General features: G+C 73.5%; 18 protein-coding genes. 9 read left to right on the top strand and 9 right to left on the bottom strand.

Going from position 1 to position 20348, the window contains the following annotated elements:
• Nucleotides 1-6 precede the first annotated feature (6 nt).
• Nucleotides 7-1320: an aKG-HExxH-type peptide beta-hydroxylase gene (locus tag ACN9M0_RS31425; protein WP_366037679.1), complete on the bottom strand. Its 1314-nt coding sequence runs from the start codon at nucleotides 1318-1320 to the stop codon at nucleotides 7-9.
• The gene (locus ACN9M0_RS31420; RefSeq protein WP_426404603.1) at nucleotides 1317-2603 is read right to left on the bottom strand and encodes an FxsB family cyclophane-forming radical SAM/SPASM peptide maturase; all 1287 of its coding nucleotides are present in this window, start codon (nucleotides 2601-2603) and stop codon (nucleotides 1317-1319) included. The genes ACN9M0_RS31425 and ACN9M0_RS31420 overlap by 4 nt, the downstream gene beginning before the upstream one ends.
• Here ACN9M0_RS31420 and ACN9M0_RS31415 point away from each other — a divergent pair.
• A complete protein-coding gene (locus ACN9M0_RS31415) occupies nucleotides 2588-3121 on the top strand; it encodes a hypothetical protein (RefSeq protein WP_426404602.1) in 534 nt (177 codons plus the stop codon). The two genes, ACN9M0_RS31420 and ACN9M0_RS31415, sit on opposite strands and share 16 nt — an antisense overlap.
• 68 nt (nucleotides 3122-3189) lie before the next feature.
• Nucleotides 3190-4911, top strand: coding sequence for a chloride channel protein (locus tag ACN9M0_RS31410; protein ID WP_426404601.1), 1722 nt, complete (start codon nucleotides 3190-3192; stop codon nucleotides 4909-4911).
• On the opposite strand, the gene ACN9M0_RS31405 is transcribed toward ACN9M0_RS31410, so the two are convergent.
• A complete protein-coding gene (locus ACN9M0_RS31405; RefSeq protein ID WP_426404600.1) occupies nucleotides 4872-5381 on the bottom strand; it encodes a CU044_2847 family protein in 510 nt (169 codons plus the stop codon). The genes ACN9M0_RS31410 and ACN9M0_RS31405 overlap by 40 nt on opposite strands.
• 250 nt (nucleotides 5382-5631) lie before the next feature.
• Here ACN9M0_RS31405 and ACN9M0_RS31400 point away from each other — a divergent pair, with 250 nt between their 5' ends.
• The 4 genes from ACN9M0_RS31400 to ACN9M0_RS31385 all read left to right on the top strand — a co-directional run bounded on the left by ACN9M0_RS31400 (nucleotide 5632) and on the right by ACN9M0_RS31385 (nucleotide 10648).
• Nucleotides 5632-6291, top strand: coding sequence for a TetR/AcrR family transcriptional regulator (locus ACN9M0_RS31400; protein WP_366037674.1), 660 nt, complete (start codon nucleotides 5632-5634; stop codon nucleotides 6289-6291).
• Between the two features lie 88 nt (nucleotides 6292-6379).
• Nucleotides 6380-7753, top strand: coding sequence for a GH1 family beta-glucosidase (locus tag ACN9M0_RS31395; protein WP_426404599.1), 1374 nt, complete (start codon nucleotides 6380-6382; stop codon nucleotides 7751-7753).
• 14 nt (nucleotides 7754-7767) lie between these two features.
• Nucleotides 7768-9042, top strand: a complete 1275-nt coding sequence (locus tag ACN9M0_RS31390) for an MFS transporter (protein ID WP_426404598.1) — start codon at nucleotides 7768-7770, stop codon at nucleotides 9040-9042.
• 160 nt (nucleotides 9043-9202) lie between these two features.
• Nucleotides 9203-10648: a purine-cytosine permease family protein gene (locus ACN9M0_RS31385; RefSeq protein ID WP_366037671.1), complete on the top strand. Its 1446-nt coding sequence runs from the start codon at nucleotides 9203-9205 to the stop codon at nucleotides 10646-10648.
• 142 nt (nucleotides 10649-10790) lie between these two features.
• Here the strand turns inward: ACN9M0_RS31385 and ACN9M0_RS31380 are convergent, their stop codons facing one another.
• Together ACN9M0_RS31380 and ACN9M0_RS31375 are read right to left on the bottom strand one after the other, a co-directional pair.
• Nucleotides 10791-13181, bottom strand: coding sequence for a glycoside hydrolase family 65 protein (locus ACN9M0_RS31380; protein ID WP_426404597.1), 2391 nt, complete (start codon nucleotides 13179-13181; stop codon nucleotides 10791-10793).
• Nucleotides 13178-13951, bottom strand: coding sequence for an HAD family hydrolase (locus tag ACN9M0_RS31375; protein WP_426404596.1), 774 nt, complete (start codon nucleotides 13949-13951; stop codon nucleotides 13178-13180). Before ACN9M0_RS31375 ends, ACN9M0_RS31380 begins: the two co-directional genes overlap by 4 nt.
• A gap of 137 nt (nucleotides 13952-14088) precedes the next feature.
• Here ACN9M0_RS31375 and ACN9M0_RS31370 point away from each other — a divergent pair, with 137 nt between their 5' ends.
• From ACN9M0_RS31370 to ACN9M0_RS31360, 3 genes are all read left to right on the top strand, one after another.
• On the top strand, nucleotides 14089-14400 hold the full coding sequence (locus ACN9M0_RS31370) for a hypothetical protein (RefSeq protein ID WP_426404595.1): 312 nt from the start codon (nucleotides 14089-14091) through the stop codon (nucleotides 14398-14400).
• Nucleotides 14401-14542: 142 nt separating this feature from the next.
• Entirely contained in the window at nucleotides 14543-15196 is a 654-nt protein-coding gene (locus tag ACN9M0_RS31365; RefSeq protein ID WP_366037689.1) for a CBS domain-containing protein, read from the top strand.
• A 70-nt stretch (nucleotides 15197-15266) separates the two neighbouring features.
• A complete protein-coding gene (locus tag ACN9M0_RS31360; protein WP_366037668.1) occupies nucleotides 15267-16601 on the top strand; it encodes a nicotinate phosphoribosyltransferase in 1335 nt (444 codons plus the stop codon).
• A 67-nt stretch (nucleotides 16602-16668) separates the two neighbouring features.
• On the opposite strand, the gene ACN9M0_RS31355 is transcribed toward ACN9M0_RS31360, so the two are convergent.
• From ACN9M0_RS31355 to ACN9M0_RS31340, 4 genes are all read right to left on the bottom strand, one after another.
• The gene (locus ACN9M0_RS31355; RefSeq protein ID WP_366037667.1) at nucleotides 16669-17232 is read right to left on the bottom strand and encodes an Rv1733c family protein; all 564 of its coding nucleotides are present in this window, start codon (nucleotides 17230-17232) and stop codon (nucleotides 16669-16671) included.
• Between the two features lie 45 nt (nucleotides 17233-17277).
• On the bottom strand, nucleotides 17278-17865 hold the full coding sequence (locus ACN9M0_RS31350; RefSeq protein ID WP_366037666.1) for a flavodoxin domain-containing protein: 588 nt from the start codon (nucleotides 17863-17865) through the stop codon (nucleotides 17278-17280).
• 582 nt (nucleotides 17866-18447) lie between these two features.
• Nucleotides 18448-19368: a universal stress protein gene (locus ACN9M0_RS31345; protein ID WP_366037665.1), complete on the bottom strand. Its 921-nt coding sequence runs from the start codon at nucleotides 19366-19368 to the stop codon at nucleotides 18448-18450.
• Nucleotides 19365-20270, bottom strand: coding sequence for a universal stress protein (locus ACN9M0_RS31340; protein WP_366037664.1), 906 nt, complete (start codon nucleotides 20268-20270; stop codon nucleotides 19365-19367). The genes ACN9M0_RS31345 and ACN9M0_RS31340 overlap by 4 nt, the downstream gene beginning before the upstream one ends.
• Nucleotides 20271-20348: the final 78 nt, after the last annotated feature.

Here is a 20348-nt window from a genome sequence, read left to right as displayed (position 1 = left end):
GAGCCTTTACGGGACCGTGCGCCTGTCCTGCTCCTCCCAGGAGGCGAGGACGGTCCGCAGGGCGTCGAGGAGGCGCCGGCCCTCGTCCGTCGTCCAGTCGTCGTGGGCGGTGAGGGTGGCGAGGGCGGTCGCGGCGGTGCGCCGCCAGTGCGCGTACGGCCGCCGGGCGGCGGGATTGCCGAGCCGTAGCTCGGTGCGCCAGTAGCCCGCCGTGACGAGGAAGGCGGATCCGCCGTGGAGCAGCGCGGCCGGCGGGCGGGGCCGGTCGCTCCAGGGCGCGTCGGCCCGGGCGCCGGGCGGGGCGTCGAGCAGCTCGACGAGGTCCATGGCGGCGTAGAGCAGCGAGTGCTGAGCCTCGTGGACGAGGTCCGCGGCGAGCTCGGCCGGATCGTCGACCGGCGAGAGCGCGACCAGTCCGGTCGCGTCGCCGAAGGAGGCGCTGCGCCAGCCGGTTCCGTCCTCGCCGGTGAGCGGCACGAGCACGCGGAGCACTCCCGCGACGGTCGCCGCCCGCTCGGGATGACGCCTCGTCAACAACCGCCAGGCATCGTCGAGTCGGCGCGACCAGGCCACGTACGCGACGGATGTCAGGGGACGGGGCGGCAGAGCCGCGGGACCGCCGAGCCGCAGCGGGTCGAGGGTGTCGAGCCGTACGAGTGACCGGTCGCCGAGGCGTAGCAGCGGCACGGGGAACCAGCCCGTGGCGCCGCCGGACCCGGTCGTCGGGGTGCCGCCGATCGGGACCGGTCGCTCTCCGTCCCGTACGGCCGCGGCGCCGCTCCCGTCGCGCAGGACGGTGGTGGTACGGGGACCTGCGTCTGTGTCCGTGCCCGCATTCGTGCGCATGTCCGTGTGCGACTCCGTGTCCGGGAACAGGACGGCGCCGAGACCGGGCAGGGCCAGCGCCGTGCCGTCCGCGAGCGGCACGCGGATCCGGAAGGGGAGCCCGGCGCGGAGGGCCGCCGCCGCGGCGAATCGGGCGAGTCCGGCGGCGGGTTCGCGGTCGGTGCCGGGCCCGTCCTCGCTCCCGGGGGTACGGGGACGGGCGTGCCGCGCGAGCCAGGCCCCGGCCTCCGGGCCGCCGAGCAGGTCGGCGAAGACCTCCGGGCGGGCGCGGCGGACGTCGGCGAGCAGGGTCATCGCCGCGGCCCAGTGCGGGTCCGCCCGGTGATGCCCGTGGGCGACGCGGAGGAGCAGCAGGTTGCGGTTGCGGCGGGCGGTGCGCAGGGCGGCGAGGACGGCCGGGCCGGGGGTGCCGGCCGCGAGGGAGTCCCAGAGGTCCTGCCGGAAGGCGGTCGGGGACTGGAGGCGGACGCTCATCCGCCGTGCCCCGCGCCCCGGTCGACCGTGGCCAGGTCGTCCGTGGCCCGGCCGTCCGCGCCCTGGTCGCCCGTGGCCGGACCGTCCTTGGCTGGGTCGGCCGCCGCCCGGCCCGCCTTCGCGCCGGTCGCCGGAAGGTCGGCGGCGACGCTCCGTGCGACGTGGCCGATGAAGCGGGCGAGGTCGGGGCAGTACACGGACGGGTTGTCGTGGCCCGCGCCGCCGGACCCCGCGCGATAGCGGTGCGGGTAGTGGCCGCCGCCGCACACGGCGACCAGCGGGCAGGCCCGACAGCCGGCGCAGAGCCCCGCCGGACCGGCCTGGCGGGCTGCGACGCCGGGGTGGTCGAGCAGCGCGTCGAGCGGGTCGTGGTGCACGTCGAGGCCCGTCCGGTCGGCCCCGTCGTAGGTGGTCTTGAGGTGGTCGGAGAGGGTGAGCGAACCGTCGGTGTCGATCACTGCGAGCCTGCTGGGGGCGCCGCCGATGGTCTCGCTGGCGGAGTCGCCGCCGAGCAGCAGGTCGATCACCGACTCGAAGAAGGTGATGCGCGGCGCCCTGCCCGTGCTCCCGTACCAGCGGTCGAAGACGGGGATCAGCCAGTCGGCGTACGGGGTGAGGGCCGGGTCCGGGACCCGGCCGGGCGGGGGGACGGTCCAGTTGCCGAGCGGCAGGATGAGCATGAGGGCGGGCGGATCGTACGAGAGCAGATGGTCGTACGTGGCGAGCGGGTCGGTCGACGGGTCGACCGTGGTGAGGAGTCCGGCCCAGAGCGGACGGTGCTCGGGGCGGGCGAGGAGTTCGAGGGAGGCGGCCACCCGGGCGTGGCTGCCGCGGCCGGCCGGGTCACGGCGGTACCGGTCGTGGACGACGGGCGGGCCGTCCAGGCTCACGCCGATCCGGATGTCCTCGGCGTGGCAGAACCTCAGGACCGTCTCGTCGAGGAGGGTGCCGTTGGTCTGGAGGGCCACTTCGGCGCGGGTGGCGGCCGGCAGCGCGGCCCGCAGTCCACGGACGAACCGCGCGAGGAACTCCGTACCCGCGAGGAGGGGTTCACCGCCGTGCAGGATGACCCGCACGGAGCGGAGGGCGTGACGGCGGGCGTGCTCGGCGATCCGCAGGCAGGCCAGCCGGGCCGTCTCAGGGGCCATGCCGAGCGGCTGCGCCCGCCAGCCCCGGTCGGCGCTCTCGTACACGTAGCAGTAGCGGCAGGCGAGATTGCAGCGGCTGTGCACCTTGACCAGGAACTCCCGGAACGGGAGCGGCGGCCGTGACCGTTCGGACACGGTCACACCGAGGTGTCGTCGGCGGGTACTGCGGACGAGTCGTAGGCCGCGAGCGGCGCCTCCTCGGCCGCGAGCCGGTCGAGGACACGGCGGGCGGCGCGGGCGAGCACGGGGTGGTGCGCGTCGAGGAGTTCCTCCAGCGGAAGCCCCGCGAGATCCGGGAGATCCGGGAGGTCCCCGAGATCCGGGAGGTGCGGGAGGTTCCCGAGATCCGGGAGGTGTGGGAGATCAGGAAGGTACGGAAGGTTCCCGAGATCCGGGAGGTGCGGGAGATCAGGAAGGTACGGAAGGCGCATCGTGCCCGACTCCGCCACCGGGTCCATCGGTTCCGGTGCTCTCTCGGGCGTGACGACGTCCAGACCTCGCTCCCATGGACCGGCCCTCATGCACTCCCCCTGTCGCGCTCGTGTCCCACGGTCGGCCCGCCTGCCTGTGGGCTCCTTCCCGTGTCATGGCCATTCATCGGCATCGCCAAACGGATGGCCGACACTCGATGGCGCGTTCGAGCGGCGCGGTGATGGCGCGGCCCTACCCTCCCCTGGGTCACAATGCTAGGCGACCCAGCCCGAACAGCCAGGGGGATCCGATGAGTTGGAAGCGAACGAGCACCGGCCGCCGCTCCGCGTCCGGTCGCCCCCTGCCACGAGCCGCGGCCCGGCTGTTCCCCGCTCCAGGGGCGTCGAACGACCCGCTGTCCCGCTGGATCGCGCCCGCCCTGCTGATCGGCATGGTGGCGGGTCTCGGTGCGGTGGCGTTGTTCGGACTGCTGCATCTGTGTACCGGGTTACTCCTCGAACACGTCGCCGGATTCCGTCCGTATCTGACCTCCGCCGAGGGCGGCCCCCGGGACCTCGTCCCGTCGGAGCGCCCGTGGGCCGTCCCGCTGGTGGCCGCCGGGGGCGCGCTCCTCGCCACCGCGTTCGCCGTCTGGCTGGCCCCCGAGGCGCGCGGGCACGGGACGGACGCCGCGATCGCCGCCGCGCACCACGATCCGACCGGGATGCGCGGCCGGGTGACCGTGGTGAAGCTCGTCGCGTCGGCGCTGACCATCGGCTCCGGCGGTTCGGGCGGTACGGAGGGGCCCGCCGCGCAGATCTCGGCGGCGTTCGGCTCGGTCATCGCCCGCCGTACCGGCATGTCACGCGAGCAGGCCCGCACGGCCCTGGTGATCGGGCTCGCCTCGGGCGTCGGCGCGATCTTCCAGGCCCCGCTGGGCGGGGCGCTGCTCGGCGCGGAGCTGCTGTACCGCAAGGACATGGACGTCCGGGTGCTGCCCAAGGCGCTCCTCGCGGCCTGCGCGGGCTGGCTGGTCTTCGGCGCGGTCTACGGCTTCGCGCCGGTCCTCGGGCGGCATACGGCGGACGGACCCGGGTTCGGGGCGGGCGACTTCGTCCTGATCGCCGTGACCGGGGTGCTGTGCGGCCTGGCCGGGCGGCTCTACACCACCACGTTCTACGCCGTGCACCTGCGCGCCGAGGCCCGTGTCCGGTCCGTGCCGGCCCGGATCGCGGCGCCGGTGGCCGGTGCCCTGCTCGTGGGCGTCCTCGGCCTCCTCGTGCCCGGTGTGCTCGGCACCGGGTACGGCCTGATGGAGGCGCTCACCGACCGGGATCTCGTCGCCGGGCTTCCCGTACTGCTGCTGCTCGCCATCCCGCTCGCGAAGATCGCGGGCACGGCCCTGACCGTCGGCTCGGGCGGCTCCGGCGGCATCTTCGGCCCCTGCATGGTCGTGGGCGCGGGGACCGGGGCGCTCGCCTGGCGCCTCGGCGAGGCCCTGCACCTGCCGTCGGCGGGACCGCTCCCGTACGTGGTGGTGGGCATGGCCGCGTGCCTGGGGCCCGTGGCCAACGCGCCGCTCGGCGTACTGGTCATGGCGACGGAGATGGTCGCGGACGCGTCCCTCCTGGGACCGGGCATGCTGGCGGTCCTGTGCGCGTCGGCGGTGACGGGACGCACGACGCTGTACCGGAGCCAGCTGGAGTCACGGAAGGACGACGAGACGCCGGAGAACAGGCCGGGGACGACGCCCTTCCTGGACCTGGAACGGGACCTGGATCTGGAGCGGGAACGGGACCTGGAACGAGACCTGGACCTGCACCTGGGTCTGGACCCGGCCCGGAATCCGGCCACGGCCGCTGCGCCCTCGCCGACCCCGGCCCCATCCTCATCCTTATCCCCGTCCCCGTCCCCGTCCCCGTCCCCGTCCTCCGACGAGGAACCCCGGCCGTCACCGGACCCGAAGCCCGGACCCGCGGTCCCGCCGATGGCTCAGCCCTCGCCGTCGGCTCCGGCCTGCGCGTCCGACTGACCCCCGGCGGAGGCGGGCGCGGCCTGTGCGGGCACCACCGGTACAGGCGCCTCCGGGGCGGGCGCGTCCGGTGCAGGCGCCTGCGGGGCGGGCGCGGCCGAGGGCTCTTCCTCCTCCTCGGGCCGCCGACGCTGCTCGCTCCGCTCCCAGACCATCTTGACCTTGAGGTGCCCCTCGACGCCGGTCCGGGCGATCACCGCGCCCGTCTCGACGTTGAACTTGACGCCGAACTCGAGTTCCACGGTCGACGGCGGGGCCGGCAGCGACACCATCCGTTCCAGCGTCCGCCCGGCCATCTGCCGGATCTGGTCGAGCCCTTCCTCGAACCGTCCCGCCGCGACGTCCACCGCCCCGCTCCCGGACCGGTCGCGGCCCCGGGCCCGCACGATCTGCGGGTCCTCGTCCTCGAAGGCCACGTACACCGCGGCGTCCCCGCCCCCGAGTTCGAACCGCGCCAGTTCCTCCGGCATGTCCCCTCCGCCCGCTCCGGACCGGGCCGCGCGCCCGGCGGCGCCAGCCTACGGCGCGGGCCGCCGGCGCCGGGAGTCCTCGTCCGGCCGGCGGCCGCCAGCCGCCCGATGCGCGGCCGACCTATGCGGCCGCCCGGTGCGCGGGCGTCCAGACCACGGCCGACCGGTGCTCGGGCGTCCGGACCACGGTCGGCCGGTGCGCTCGCGGCCCCGTGCTACGTTCGGCTCGTCGGACGACCGGGAGCGTGTGGTGACGGAAGCGACGAAGCCGGACCCGGGTTCACGGCCTCCGCTGCGGAGGCAGCCGCAGCAGGCGCGCAGCCGGGCCCGGGTGGAGGCCATCCTCGCCGCGGCCGACCGGCTCCTCTCCCAGGAGGGGTACGAGGCGCTGACGATGCGGCGGATCGCCGAGGACGCGGGCGTGCCGGTCGGCAGCATCTACCAGTTCTACGCCGACAAGGGCGCCGTGGTGGACGCGCTCGGACGGCGGTATCTGGAGGCCTTCGAGACAGCCATCGGCGCGCTCGTCGAGCGGGCCGTCGAGGGTGAACTGACCGACCTGGTGGGCACGATGGTCGATGTCTACAGCGAGCTGTTCCGGTCCCAGCCGGGCGGTATGGCCCTGTGGGCCGGTCGGCACCTCAGTCCCGAGCTCGCCCGGGCCGACGAGGCGAGCAACACGCTCATCGCGGAGGGCCTGCAGCGCATCGTGGAGCACCTGACGGGCGCGCCGGGCGGTGAGCGGGCGCGCCGGGCGACGCGGATGGTGGTGTGGGCCGCGAACGCCGTGCTGCACGAGGTGTTCAAGGGCGACGGCGAACCGGACCTGGAGACCGTGGACGAGCTGAAGCGGATGCTGAACGGCTACTGGGAGGACCTGCGCGTCCGGCTGGCAGCCGCGGAGGGGTGAATCCGGCCGCGCTCGACCCATAGAACATGAACGAGTGTTCATGTTACGGTGCGGCCCACCTCGGACGGCAAGCCCGCAGTGAAGGCAGGTGCCCGTGACAACCAGCGCCACCGATCCCACCCGACTCCCCCGGCTCCCGGCCGGCTTCGTCTGGGGCGCGTCGACCGCCGCGTACCAGATCGAGGGCGCGGCCGACGAGGACGGCAAGGGCCCGTCGATCTGGGACACCTTCGTACGGCGCCCCGGGGCCGTCCGCGACGGTCACACCGGGGACGTCGCCTGCGACCACTACCACCGGTTCGACGAGGACGTCGCGCTGATGCGCCGGCTCGGGCTCGACGCGTACCGCTTCTCGGTCTCGTGGCCGCGCGTCCTGCCGACCGGTGCGGGCAAGGTCGAGCCGCGCGGCCTCGACTTCTACGACCGGCTGGTCGACGCGCTGCTCGACGCCGGGATCGAGCCCACGCTCACCCTCTTCCACTGGGACCTGCCGCAGGCCCTGGAGGACGAGGGCGGCTGGCTGAACCGCGACACCGCCCACCGGTTCGCCGAGTACGCGGCGGTGACGGCGGACCGGCTCGGTGACCGGGTCAAACGGTGGATCACCCTCAACGAGCCCTTCGTGCACATGTCGTTCGGGTACGGCTTCGGCGTCCATGCCCCGGGCCGCGCCCTCCTCCTCGACGCGCTGCCCGTCGCGCACCACCAGCTGCTCGGTCACGGCCTCGCGACCGCGGCGCTGCGGGCCGCCGTCCCGGACGGACAGGTGCTGATCGCCAACAACTGCACGCCCGTGCGGCTGCGTCCGGACGCCCGGCCGGACGAGGACGGCGCGGCGGCCTCGGCGTACGACATCCTGCACAACCGCCTCTTCAACGACCCCGTCCTCCTGGGCCGTTACCCCGACCTGTCGGCCTACGGAACGTCCGACCCGAGCTGGGGAGGGGTGGTGCGCGACGGCGATCTCTCCACCATCGCCGCGCCGCTGGACGGGCTCGGCGTCAACTACTACAACCCGACCTGGGTGACCGCCCCGGCCGATCCGGCCGCGGGCCTGCCCTTCGATCTGACCGAACCTCAGGAGTCGTACCGGCGCACGGCGTTCGACTGGCCGGTCGTCCCCGACGGGCTCACGGAGCTGCTCACCGGACTCAAGTCCCGCTACGGCCAGGCCCTTCCGCCGGTGTGGATCACCGAGAACGGCTGCTCGGAGCCGGCCGGGCCGAACGACGAGGCACGCATCGAGTACCTCGCCGGACACCTCACGGCGGTCGCGGACGCAGTGGCGCAAGGTGTGGACGTACGCGGCTACTTCACGTGGTCGCTGCTCGACAACTTCGAGTGGGCCGAGGGCTACCACCAGCGTTTCGGTCTGGTCCAGGTCGACTTCGCCACCGGCCGCCGCACGCCCCGGGCGAGCTTCGCGTGGTACCGCCATCTGATCGCCTCACACCGAGCCTGAGCGGCGGAGTCATCATGACCCGGGCCCACACATGGGACGCGGCGGACGGGGCCGACCACGCCGCCGTCTTCGCCGAGCCAACCGTCCCGGTCAAGGCCGGATGGACGGCGAGCCTCTCGCTGGCCACCCTCGCCGTCTTCATGGCCTTCATGACGCCCATCCAGATCCTGCTGCCGCTCCAGCTGGAGCACATCGACCCGCACGACAGGAACACCGCGCTGTCCCTGGTGACCGGCCTCGGCGCGCTCGTCGCGGTCCTCGCCAACCCGCTCGCCGGCGCTTGGTCGGACCGGACCACGGGCCGGTTCGGCCGCCGTCGGCCCTGGATCCTCGGCGGCGCCGTCGCCGGGGCGGCGGGCCTCGCGGTCACCGCCTCCCAGCACACCGTGGCGGGAGTCGCCGTCGGCTGGTGTCTCGCGCAGGCGGGCCTGAACGCGATGCTGGCCGGTGTCACGACCCCGATCGCCGACCGCGTGCCGCTCACCCAGCGCGCGGTGGTCTCCGGCTGGACGGGCCTCATGCAGTCCATCGGCCTGGTCCTCGGCGCGCTGATCACCACGCTCGTCGTCACCGGCGTCGGGTCCGGCTACGTCACCCTCGCCGTGCTCACCGTCGCGCTCGCCCTCCCCTTCGTCCTGCGCCACCCCGAGCCGGCCCTGCCCCGGGAGTTGCGCCCCGCCTTCGACGCCCGCGCCTTCGCCCGCTCGTTCTGGGTGAGCCCCCGGCAGCACCCCGACTTCGGCTGGGCCTGGCTCACCCGGTTCCTGATCAACCTCGGCAACGCGCTGGGCACCCTCTACCTGTTCTACTTCCTGGCCGATGCCGTCCACTACGGCGACCCGGGCACGGGCGTCCTGATCCTGACGGTGATCTACACCTTCTGTGCCGCGCTCACGGCCATCCCCGTGGGCGTGCTGTCCGACCGCGTCGGACGCCGCAAGGGCTTCGTCGTCCTCTGCTCGCTGGTCATGGCCGCCGCCGCCCTGCTGCTCGCGCTGCTCCACACCTGGCCGTCCGCGCTCGCCGCCGCGGCCGTCCTCGGCGCGGGGTACGGCATCTACCTCGCCGTCGACCAGGCCCTGGTCACCCAGGTCCTGCCCGAGGCGGCCGACCGCGCCAAGGACCTCGGGGTCATCAACATCGCCAACTCCGGACCGCAGGTCCTCGCCCCCGCCCTCGCCTCCCCGATCATCGCCCACCTCGGCGGTTACACCGGCCTGTACGCCACCGCGGCCCTGGTCATCCTCGTCGGCGGCCTCCTGGTCGGCCGCATCCGGGGCGTGGCCTGACACGGGCCCCGCGGGCCGGACCACGCCCACCTGGTGAAATTATTCATTCAGGACCTTGATACCTGTTGACCTCTATGCGAGATTCGGCGCACCGCAGTGCCGGTCGACGGCTGCGGTTCGTCCGGAAACACAGGAATCGCTGCGGGGAGAGGTCTCCAACATGCCGGTCCAACACGCCCCCGGGGAACGACTCGCGATGGAGAAGCGCACCATCGAGGTCATTCCCGACGCCGAGCGGCACGGCACGCCGCGCAGCCAGTTCACGCTGTGGTTCGGCGCGAACATGCAGATCACCGCGATCGTCGACGGCGCGCTGTCCGTCGTCTTCGGCGCCGACGCGCTGTGGGCGATACCCGCGCTGCTGATCGGCAACGTCCTCGGCGGCATCGTGATGGCGCTGCACTCCGCGCAGGGCCCGCGGCTCGGCGTACCGCAGATGATCTCCAGCCGGGCGCAGTTCGGCGTCCACGGGGCGGTCCTGCCGCTGCTGCTCGTGATCCTCATGTACCTCGGCTTCGCCGCGACCGGCAGCGTGCTGGCCGGCCAGGCGGTGTCCGAGCTGCTGCACATCGAGAACACCCAGGCCGGCATCCTCGTCTTCGGCGTGCTGACCGCCGTGGTCGCCGTCACCGGCTACCGGCTCATCCACGCCGCCGGCCGCGTCGCCACCGTCGCCGGCGTGCTCGGCCTCGGCTACCTGCTCGTGCGGGTGTTCACGCAGTACGACGTCGGCGCGCACGTCGGGAACAAGGGCTTCGAGGCGGCGACCTTCCTGCTCGCCGTCGGGCTCGGCGCCGGCTGGCAGCTGACCTTCGGCCCGTACGTCGCCGACTACTCGCGCTACCTGCCGCGCGACACCAGCACGCGGGCGACGTTCTGGTCCACGTTCGCCGGTTCCGTCATCGGCTCCCAGTGGGCCATGACGCTCGGCGCGCTCACCGCGGCCGTCGCGGGCAAGGCCTTCCTCACCGACCAGGTGGGCTTCCTCGGCGGCCTGGCCGGCCCCGCGGCCCTCGCCTTCCTCATCTACCTGGTGATCGTCGTCGGCAAGCTGACCGTCAACTGCCTCAACGCCTACGGCGGCTTCATGTCGATCCTCACCACGGTGACGGCGTTCGACGGCCGCTCGCGGATCTCGGCCGCCGCCCGCGCCGCGTACATCGTCGGCTTCACCGCGGTGTCGATCGGCATCGCGCTCGCCGCCAGCGCCGACTTCCTGAACAACTTCAAGAACTTCGTGCTGCTGATCCTGATGGTGTTCACGCCGTGGAGTGCGATCAACCTGGTCGACTACTACCTGGTCTCCCGCGAGCGCGTCGACATCCCCGCCCTGTACGACCCGGAGGGCCGCTACGGTCGCTGGAACGTCACCGCGCTGACCTGCTACGTCGTGGGCGTCGCGGTCCAGATCCCGTTCCTGGCCACCAAGCTGTACACCGGCGCGATCACCAAGAAGCTCGACGGCGCGGACATCTCGTGGATCGTCGGCCTGGTGGTCACCGCGGCCCTGTACTGGCTGTGGGTCCGCCGCACGGCCACCCCGCCCGCCGAGACCATCCACCCGACGCCCGAAGGCGACGACCGGGCAGCGAGTCCGGTCCACTGACCCGCCCTCACTCCACGGGCACGGCATCCTCCCGTTCCTGCCGGACTCGGCGGATGTCGCTGTCGACGCGCCGCCCCTCCTCGACGGCCGCCACAAGCGTCGACAGCCCGTGGTCCGTGAGCCACCGCTCACCGGCCGCGGCTCACAGCCGGAACCAGCGTTCCTCCCCCGGTGCGACGGCGAACCGCCGTCCGCCGGGGAGCACGACGGTGAGCGGGCCCTGCGGTGAGGCCGGGACGCGAACGGCCAACCGCCCGGGCAGCACCCGCACTCGGACGCCTCGATGGCCCTGGAAGCAGAGCGTGAAGCTGAAGCGCGGGATCTCCGCCAGCGGCACCGGCGCCACCCGGAGCCCGTCCGCCCCGGCCTCCAGGCCGGTGATCCCGCGCTCGACGAGGTCGATGGTGCCCGCCATCGCGCCGAGGTGGATGCCCTCGCCGGTCGTGCCGCCCTGGACGTCGGCCACGTCACCGAGCAGCGCCTCCTCGCAGTACCGCCAGGCGTCGGCGCCCTTCTGCCGGGCGAGGACCCAGCCGTGGACGAGGCTGCTGAGCGTGGAACCGTGGCTGGTGCGCCGCAGGTAGTACGCGACGGTGGCGCGCCACATCTCGTCGTCCAGCGCGTAACCGAGCCGGGCGAACAGCCCGTACAGCTCCTCGGGCCGGAAGAGGTAGCCGAGCATGAGGGTGTCGGCCTGCTTCGAGGCCTGGTAGCGGTTGACCGTGTCGCCCTCGGCTTCCAGGATCCGGTCGAGCCTGCGGATGTCGCCGTAACGGCCCTGGTAGGCCTCCCAGTCGAGCTCCGCCAGGTTTCCGTATCCCTCGAACTGGCTGACCACCCCCCGGTGGAAAGGAAGGTGGAGGCGGCGGGAGACGTCCTCCCAGCGGGCGAGCTCCTCGTCGTCGAGCGACAGTTGCTCCCGCAGCTCCGCCCGTCGGGCATCGGGCAGTTCCGCCACCAGGTCGAGACCTCGGGCGAGGACCCAGGCGGCGGTCGCGTTGGTGTAGGCGTTGTCGTCGATCCCCGGCGTCGTGGCGCCCGGATAGGCGTCGTGGTACTCGTCGGGGCCCACGACCCCGCGGATCCGGTAGCGGCGCGCCCCCGGGTCGAAGGCGGCGAGGCCGGCCCAGTGGCGGGCGACCTCCAGCAGGATCTCCGCTCCGGCGGAGTGCAGGAATCCGAGGTCGCCGGTGGTCTGCGCGTACCGCCACACGTTGTACGCGACGGCCGAGCCGACGTGTCGCTGAAGCCGTGAGAAATCGGGGAGCCAGCGCCCGGAACGCGGGTTCAGGTGCAGCTCCTGTGTCTCCTCCCGGCCGGAACTCGCGCTCTGCCAGGGATACATGGCCCCTTCGGCGCCCGCTCGGCGCGCCGCCTCACGGGCGGCCGGGAGTCGTCGGTGCCGGTAGAGGAGCAGAGACTGCGCCACCTCGGGAAAGTGGAGGCTGAGGTAGGGCACGACGAACAGCTCGTCCCAGAAGACGTGGCCCCGGTACGCCTCCCCGTGAAGGCCACGGGCGGGGACGCCCACGTCGAGTTCTTCCGTGTTCGGCGAGAGCGTCTGCAACAGGTGGAAGAGGTGGAGGCGCAGGATGCGGCCCGCTTCCCCGGGAACGTGCGGCTCACCCTGCTCCCACAGTCTTTGCCACGCCGCCCTTTGGGCGGAGAGCAGCGCGGGGAAGGCGGAAGCACGGCCGACGGAGCCGACAGCCGCGGTGAGGGGGTCGGCGGCGGGCCGGTCCAGCGAGGTGTGCAGCGCCAGGGTCTTCACGACCGTCACCGAACTGCGGGGGGCCGCCGGGAGGCGGTAGGTCTGGACGGTGCCGGTCGCCGTGGCGGCCGTGTGGACGGGGCAGGCCGGGTGGGTGACCGTGCGGACGGCCAGGGCGATGCGGACGCCCGGGTCGACCGTACGTGAGGTGAGCCAGGCGACGCCACCGGGCTCGAAGCCGGTCCGGTGGTCGGTGAGGTGACGGCCTTCCAGGTGGCGATAGCGCTCGACGCCGGCGTTGGTCACGGCTCCGTCGAGGACGGACTTCACCTCGACGGTCCCTTTCCAGCCGTAGGCGCGGAACAGGGTGCACTGAGCCGCGAGCCCGGTCTCTCCCATGTGCACGATCCGGATGTGGGTGACGCGCAGTCCGCGCCCGTGGGCGTCCTGGAAGAACAGGCGCCGGGTGAGCCCTCCCCCGCGCAGGTCGAGCTGCACGTCGTAGTGGCGCAGTTCCCCGGAGTCGGGCGTCAGCCAGTCGCCGGGCGGCCCGTCGTCGGGCAGGCAGCGGTAGCGCAGCAGTGTCCAGTTGGGCAGGTTGACGAGATCCTCGTTCTCCACCCGTACGCCCGCGACGACCGAGGTGCGGCGGTCGTAGCAGCCGGCCAGGTAGGTCCCCGGGTAGTGCGTGGCGTCGGCGGTGCACTCGGGCGCCGAACCCCTGGTGGCGAAGCGACCGTTGCCGAGCGTGCAGAGGGCCTCGACCAGCCGCTCCCGTGCGGGGTCGTACCGGTCGTACCGCCAACTCCAGCCCGTGCTCACTCAGACTCACCCCACACCGTACGGACCAGCGTCGCCAGATCGTGAACCACCAGGTCGGCGCCTTGTGCGCGCAGGGCATCGGTGCTGTGCCCGTCCGGGGTGCGGTCGAGTCCGACGACGAGACCGAAGCCGCCCCGGCGTGCCGCGCGGACTCCGGCGAGCGCGTCCTCGACCACCGCGGTGGCGCCCGGGCGGATACCGAGAAGGGCGGCCGCGTGGAGGAAGAGAGCGGGGGCCGGCTTTCCGGCGAGGCCGAGCCGGGCGACGTCCTGGCCGTCCACGACCACGGTGAGGAGCTGGTACAGGCCGGAGGCCCGGAGCAGCGCCCGGGCATGCCGCGATGCCGACACCGCGGCGCGGGGAAGGTGGGCCGCGCGCAGGGCGTCGAGTGCCGGCCCGGCATCCGCGAAGGTCGGAACGCCCTTGGCGCCGAGCAGGCGGACGAACACCTGCTCCTTGCGTGCGGCGACGCCCCAGACCGTGTCACGGCCGGGTGGGTCGCCGGGCGCTCCCGCGGGGAGGGTGATCCCCCGGGCTGCCAGGAGGGCCTGTGCCCCGTCGTAGCGGGACCTCCCGTCGACGAACCGCCGGTACTCGGCGTCGGCGTCGAAGGGAGGCTGCTCCTCACCGTAACGGGATCGCGCGGACAGGCAGGCGTCGAAGGCGACCTTCCACGCGGCGGCGTGGACCGTGGCGGAGTCGAGGAGGACACCGTCGGTGTCGAGGACGACACTGCGGGGCGGTAGGACGGCCCGCGTCCGCCCGTTCACCGTGTGCCCCTCGGCGTCAGGCACACAACCGCCGCATGAGCCGATCGGCCCCCTGTCAGGGTCTGTCCGGCCCCTCCGGCCCGTCGGCACCGGATGCGCGTGCGGAGACCGGCCCCCACGTCGAAGGAGGACTGACCGTGGCCGGGGCAGCCCCGAACCAGGCCCCCGCCGCTCCGCGACCGGCCCTGCGCGGCTACCTGGGCGGCGTGGGGACGGTCACCGGTAGCAAGTTCCTGGTGGAGAGCGATCATGTGCGGATCCTCGTCGACTGCGGACTCTTCCAGGGTTTCGCGGACCTGCGACGGCGCAACCGGGAGCGCTCGCGCGCGACGCCGCCGACATCCGCGACAGCGCCCGGCCGCAGAGGGAGGCCGCGCAACGCCGAGTACGCGCCCGTACGGGCCGAGGTCGCCGACGTGCCGCACTTCTCGGCCCTGCTGGTCCGCTGACCGGGGGCCCTTCGGTCCCCGGGTGTAGCCCGCGCGGCCCTGCCGGGGCGCGCCCGCCCCGAGGGAGTCTGTGGGGGAAGGGCCGGAGGACTCCATGAGCACCCTGAGGACGACACGCACCTTCGCCCGGGAGGAGAGCGACATGACACCCCAGCCGTTCACGGTCGCCGACGTGATGACCAAGAAGGTGGTCGCCGTCCTGCCCGGCGCGGAATTCAAGGAGATCGTCACCGCGATGGAACGGTGGAACGTGAGCGCCGTCCCCGTCGTCGAGGGAGAGGCCCGCGTCGTCGGCATCGTCTCCGAGGGGGACCTGCTCCTCAAGGAGGAGTTCCACGACCACCGCCTCGGGCTCGTCGAGCAGATGCGCCGCCTCGACGCCACCGCGAAGGCCGGCTCCCGCCGTGCCGAGGACCTCATGACCTCGCCCGCCGTCACCGTCACCCCGGAGGCCTCCCTACCCCAGGCCGCCCGCCTCATGGCCGCCCACGGTGTCAAGCGGCTGCCGGTCGTGAACGCGCACGGCACGATCCAGGGGATCGTCAGCCGCTCCGACCTCCTCAAGGTCTTCCTCCGAACGGACGAGGAGCTCGCGGCCGAGGTACGCCGCGACGTGATCGAGCACCTGTTCCCGCTCTCGCGGCAACAGGTGGACGTCCGGGTGGACGCCGGCGTCGTCACCCTGTCCGGCGAAGTCCGCGACGGCTCGCTGATCCCGCTGGCGGCCCGGCTTGCGCGGGCCGTGGAGGGCGTGGTGGACGTACGGAGCGAGCTCACCTCCCGGAAAGCGGCATAGCCGTGTGCTTGGCCCACGCTCGGCCGGACGTCCCCGTGCGGGCCGCCGGACGGCCGCGCATGCTCGAAGCATGTCCCAGGTGACCAGCACCGACCTGTACGAGGTCACGATGGCCCTCTCGTACCTGCGGGAGGACATGCGGGCACCGGCGACGTTCGGCCTCTTCGTGCGCGACCTTCCGCCAGGCCGCGGGTTCCTGGTCGCCGCCGGGCTCGAACCGGCCCTCGACCACCTCTCCCGCTTCCGGGTGGGACGCTCCGACGTCGAGGACTTCGCCTCGGTGCTACGGCGGCCCGTCGAGGACCTCGAACCGCTGCACGGACTCTCCTTCGACGGTGGGGTCCGGGCCGTGCCCGAGGGACGGCTCGTCTTCGCCGGGGAACCCCTCCTGGAGGTCACCGCGCCGCTGCCGCAGGCGCAGCTCGTGGAGACGTACCTGCTGTCGCTGCTCTGCCATCAGACGGCGGTCGCGTCCAAAGCGGCCCGCTGTGTGCTCGCCGCCACGGGGCGGCCCCTGGTGGACTTCTCGCTGCGCCGCACCCACGGGCCCGAGGCCGGCCTGCAGGCGGCGCGCTTGTGCGCCCTGGTCGGCTTCGCCGGCACCAGCAACGTCGCCGCCGCGCTCCGGTACGGCATCCCGGCCGCGGGCACGATGGCCCACTCGTACGTCGAGGCCTTCGCCTCCGAGGAGGAGGCGTTCCGGGCCTTCGCCCGCACCCATCCGGGCCCGGTGACCTTCCTGGTCGACACCTACGACACGGACCACGGGGTGGCGACGGCCGCGCGCGTGCTCGCCGACCTCGCGCTCGGTCCGGGGTGCGCGGTCCGCCTCGACAGCGGCGACCTGGGCGCGCTGGCCCGCCGGGCCCGTGCCGCCCTCGACGCGGCGGGGCTGCGGAACGTGCAGATCATCGCGAGCGGCGGCCTGGACGAGTACGGCGTCGACGGACTCGTACGGGAGGGGGCCCCCATCGACGCGTACGCCGTGGGCACGAAGGTCGGCACGGCCGCCGACGCCCCGTACCTCGACATGGCGTACAAGCTGGTCGAGTACGACGGGCGGCCCGTCATGAAGCTCTCGTCGGCAAAGGTGACGGCGCCCGGTCAGAAGCAGGTCTTCCGGGCCCCGGGCCTCCACGATGTCATCGGCCTCGCGAACGAGGAGCCGCCCGAGGGCACGGAGCCCCTGCTGCGGACCGTGATGCGCAACGGGCTCCGCGCGGAACCGCCCGACACCCTGGCCGCCGCCCGCGCCCGCTTCGAGGCCGATCTCGCCGCGCTGCCCGAGGAGGCCCGGCGCATCGAGCGCCCGGTGGCGCCGGTGCCCACTGCGTCGACGCGGCTGACGGCCCTGACGACCGTCGTCCGGCACCGGATCGAGACACGGCGGAGCAGCGGGAGCTAGGGGCCCGCGTTCCCTGCCGGTCGTGGCACCGCCGTCGTCCCGTACGGCGGTACGGCCCACGGCCCGGTCAGCCGTCGCCGGATCCCCGGCCTCCGCCGCGCCGGAGGCGACCGGACCACACCGGCTCCACCTGCTCCCATTCGCGCTCCCACGCCGCGAGCCTGCGGGTCTGGGACCGCCGTCGTACGAGGAAGAACGTGGCGGCCTCGGCGGCCACGACCGTGCCCGCCGTGACCGTGCCGCCCGCAAGCGAGGTGAGCGCCCGGTCCGCGGCACTGCCCGGGGGCCGAGCGGGGCTGCCGGTGTCGTCGACCGTGATCGTCACGGTGTGCCCCTGGGGCGTCTCGGGAGGGACAGGCACGGTCCCGGACCTGCGGACGCCCGCAGGGTAGTTCCAGACGGCCGGTGCGATCGCGCGCGGCTCCGGACCGAACCGGACGGCGATCTGCGGATCCTTGGAGCGTCCCGTGGTGGTCGCGGACACCTGGTGGCGGTGCGCGCCGAGTGCCCTGTCGGCCCTGACGCCGGCGTTCCACACGGCGCCGGCGGCGATCGCACCGCAGATCACGGCGATCGTGAGGGCGAGGAACAGCGCGGTGCGTCCGAGGCGGAACGGCTCGTGGTGACTCATGGCGCACCTCCGGGTGGAGTGACCCGCCGGGCGGCTCGGCGACCGTCAGGGGGTGGTGCCGAGTTCGGATCCGATGTGGTGGGCCCAGGCCCGGACGCGTTCCGGGTTGCGGAAGTCCCCGCCTTTGCCGTGGCGGACCAGGGATCGGGCGATGGTGCCCGGCGTCTCGGCGGTCACGGCGCCGCCGAAGGTGATGTGCTCGCGTGCGCCGAGCTCCTTCATGCGACGGGCCACACCGGGTACGGGCGGGATGTCACGTTGCTCGGCGGAGCTGTCGACGGGGCCACTGCTGAACAGCCAGACGGGGCGGTGGCGCAGCTGTTCGACATTACGCCGGGCGCATCGTCGCGCTTTGCCGTTCCAGTGGCCGGCGTAGAGCGCGCCGCCGAGGACGACTCCGTCGTAGCTGCTCACGTCGGTGACGGTGTCGGCCGGCAGGACGACCGCCTCGATGCCGTCGGCGCGCAGCGTCCTGCCGATCTCGTCGGCGATCCCCGCGGTCGCGCCGTGCTTGCTGCCGTAGGCGACCAGGACTCGCTTGGGGTCGTGTTCGGCGCTCACCGGGATGAGGTCGTCGTCGACGGTGAGCGCGATGTCGTCGGGGTCCGTTCCCGGCACCTTGTCTCCGGTCATCGTTCTCCTCCTCCTACGCGGGTCCCCGTGTCCCACCCTCCCGCCCGGCCCTCGCACGGCACAGGGCCCAAGGGGGTTGTCCGGGAGGGCCCCATGGGCCGTACCGGGAAGGGACCGACCGGCCCATGGGGGTGCGTGGCGTTCCGCCGGCCGCGTGGCTCGAGATGAGGTCGGGCTGCCGCCGTCAGAGAAAGACGGCGGACACGCGGATGGTGTGCACGGGGCGCCCTGGGCGCGCGTTCATCCCCACGGGAGGTGGGAAGGACCCGGGCCGGTGAGGCAGCGCGTCGCCGGTTGCCTCTGGGCGCTCGGGCGGCCGGGGTGGTGACGCGATGTTCCGGGCGGGACGTCGTCGTGTCTTGCGGGCCATGGTCACTCCACGCGTGTTCTGAGTACGGAAGCGGGCGGCCGGAGGGCGTCCGCAGGTCGGGGGGACGAGCCCGACAGGATGGCTGGAGGCGGCGGCTGATCCGGGTCTGCTGCATCGTGCCCACCTCTCCAGGGACCCGGACAGTGGCCCGGGGGCTTGTCTCGTCCTCCCAGTGTGCAGCCCGGGGCCGGGCCGCCCCAGTGCCGAGGGGGCTAACCGCCCGGTGACTCCCGGTCCGTGCGGGGCCGGGACCGGTCGGCCCCGGAGGAGGTGGCGTCCGTCCCGCCCGCCTCGGACAGGGGAACGGTGATCACGGGGCAGGTGGCGTGGCGCAGCAGTCCGTGGACCGTGGAACCGAGCCGCATGCCGGAGTGCCCTCCCCGGCCGCTGCGGCCGACGACGACGGCCAGGGCCTCCTGAGAGACGCGGATGAGTTCCTCGACGGGGTGCCCGCGCGTGATCACCTGTTCGACGGTGACGTCCGGGTGGCGTGCGGCGCAGTCGGCGACCGACTCGGCAAGCAGCCGCCGGCGGTCGGCCAGGCCCTCGGCCTCGTCGTCGCGGGACATCCGGGGCCGGGGCCACACCCAGACGGCCATGAGCCGTGCCTCGCGCAGGCTCGCTTCCGCCACGGCGAAGGCGACGGCGGCCCGGCAGTCCCTGCTGCCGTCCACGCCGACGACGATCAGCAGCGGGTGGACGGCCGTGTGCTCCGGAGTACGGATCACGACCACGGGACAGTCGGCGCGCGCGGCCAGCGGGACGGCCACCGAGCCCTCGCTGAGGACCTCGGCGGCCCTGCCGAGGCGGCGCGAACCCACCACGACGAGTGCTACACCCCGTGTCCTGTCGCGGAGCACGGTGGCCGGCGGTCCATCGACGAGCTCCGTCGCGGTCCACAGGCCGTCGTGCAGTTCTCGTACGAGGTCCTGTGCGTTCGCGAGCGCCCACTCCGCTCGGATGCGCAGGGAGCTCTGGTGGGCGAGCGCGTCGTACCGGAGCCGGTCGTGGACCGGGGGAACGGCGACGACCAGGCGCAGCCGGACACCTCTGCGCACCGCCTCGGCGGCGGCCCAGACCAGGGCCGGGACGGACACCTCGCGGGGGTCGATGCCGAGGAGTACGTCACTCATGGCTCCTCCTCCCCCGTCACGACGGTGGACGGGACGATCTCCACCGGGCAGTGGGCGTGGTGGATCAGGGCATGGGCGACGCGTCCCAGGGACGGCCCTATGCCCAGCGGGCGGCGGCCGCGACCCATCACGATCAGGTCCGTACGGCTGCTTGCCTCGATGAGGATTCCGGGGGTGCTCGTTCCCGTCTCCACGTGGTGTCCGACGATCAGCTGGGGGTAGAGCGCGCGGATGCTGTCGGCAAGGGTCTTGGTCTCGTGCACGCGCTGCCGGGCGATCGCGTCGAGGTCGTCGAGCATGGTGGCGACACTGCCGACGTGGGTGAGGACGTTCCAGACGCTGACGATCCGCAGGGCAGCCCTGCGGGCGTCGGCCTCGGCGGCGGCGAGGAGCAGACCGTGCACGTCCGTGCTGTCGTGCACGGCGGCGGTCACCGAGCCCGTCTCGGGCCGCTCGCCCTCCCCGCGTACGACGATCACGGGCACCTCGGCCCGGGCGGCCACGCCGAGCCCCACCGAGCCGAGCAGAAGGGCGGTGAAGCCGCCGAGGCCCCTGCTGCCCACGACGATCGTTCCCTGGGTGCCGGCCGATTCCCGCAGTCCGGAGACCGGCTCCTGACGGCTGAGCTCCTTGGTGACGTCGAGGTCGGGAAAACGCTCGTGGAGCGCGCTCGCCGTCTCGGTCAGCAGGTCGCGGCCCGCTTCGCGTACCGCCTGGATCGTCTCGGCGTCGGTCCAGTAGGCGCGCCGGTCGGTGTCGGCGGCGTGGACGAGGCGGAGGGGCCGGCCCCGGCGGGCGGCCTCGGCGGCGGCCCAGAGGGCGGCCGTGCGAGCGGAGGGGGATCCGTCGACTCCCACGACGACGTTGCCGAGCTCCGGCCGGGCGAGGGTCTCGCTGGTCATGGTTCCTCCTCGGCGGTACTCCCCCGGGAATCACACTCCCAGGCTGGCATCGCGGTGGCCGTGCCCGGGATGGGCCGT

Source organism: Streptomyces sp. R-07, assembly GCF_049913175.1.
Lineage (GTDB): Bacteria > Actinomycetota > Actinomycetes > Streptomycetales > Streptomycetaceae > Streptomyces.
Note: the sequence above shows the minus strand (reverse complement) of the source record. Positions and strands in the feature narration are given on the sequence as shown.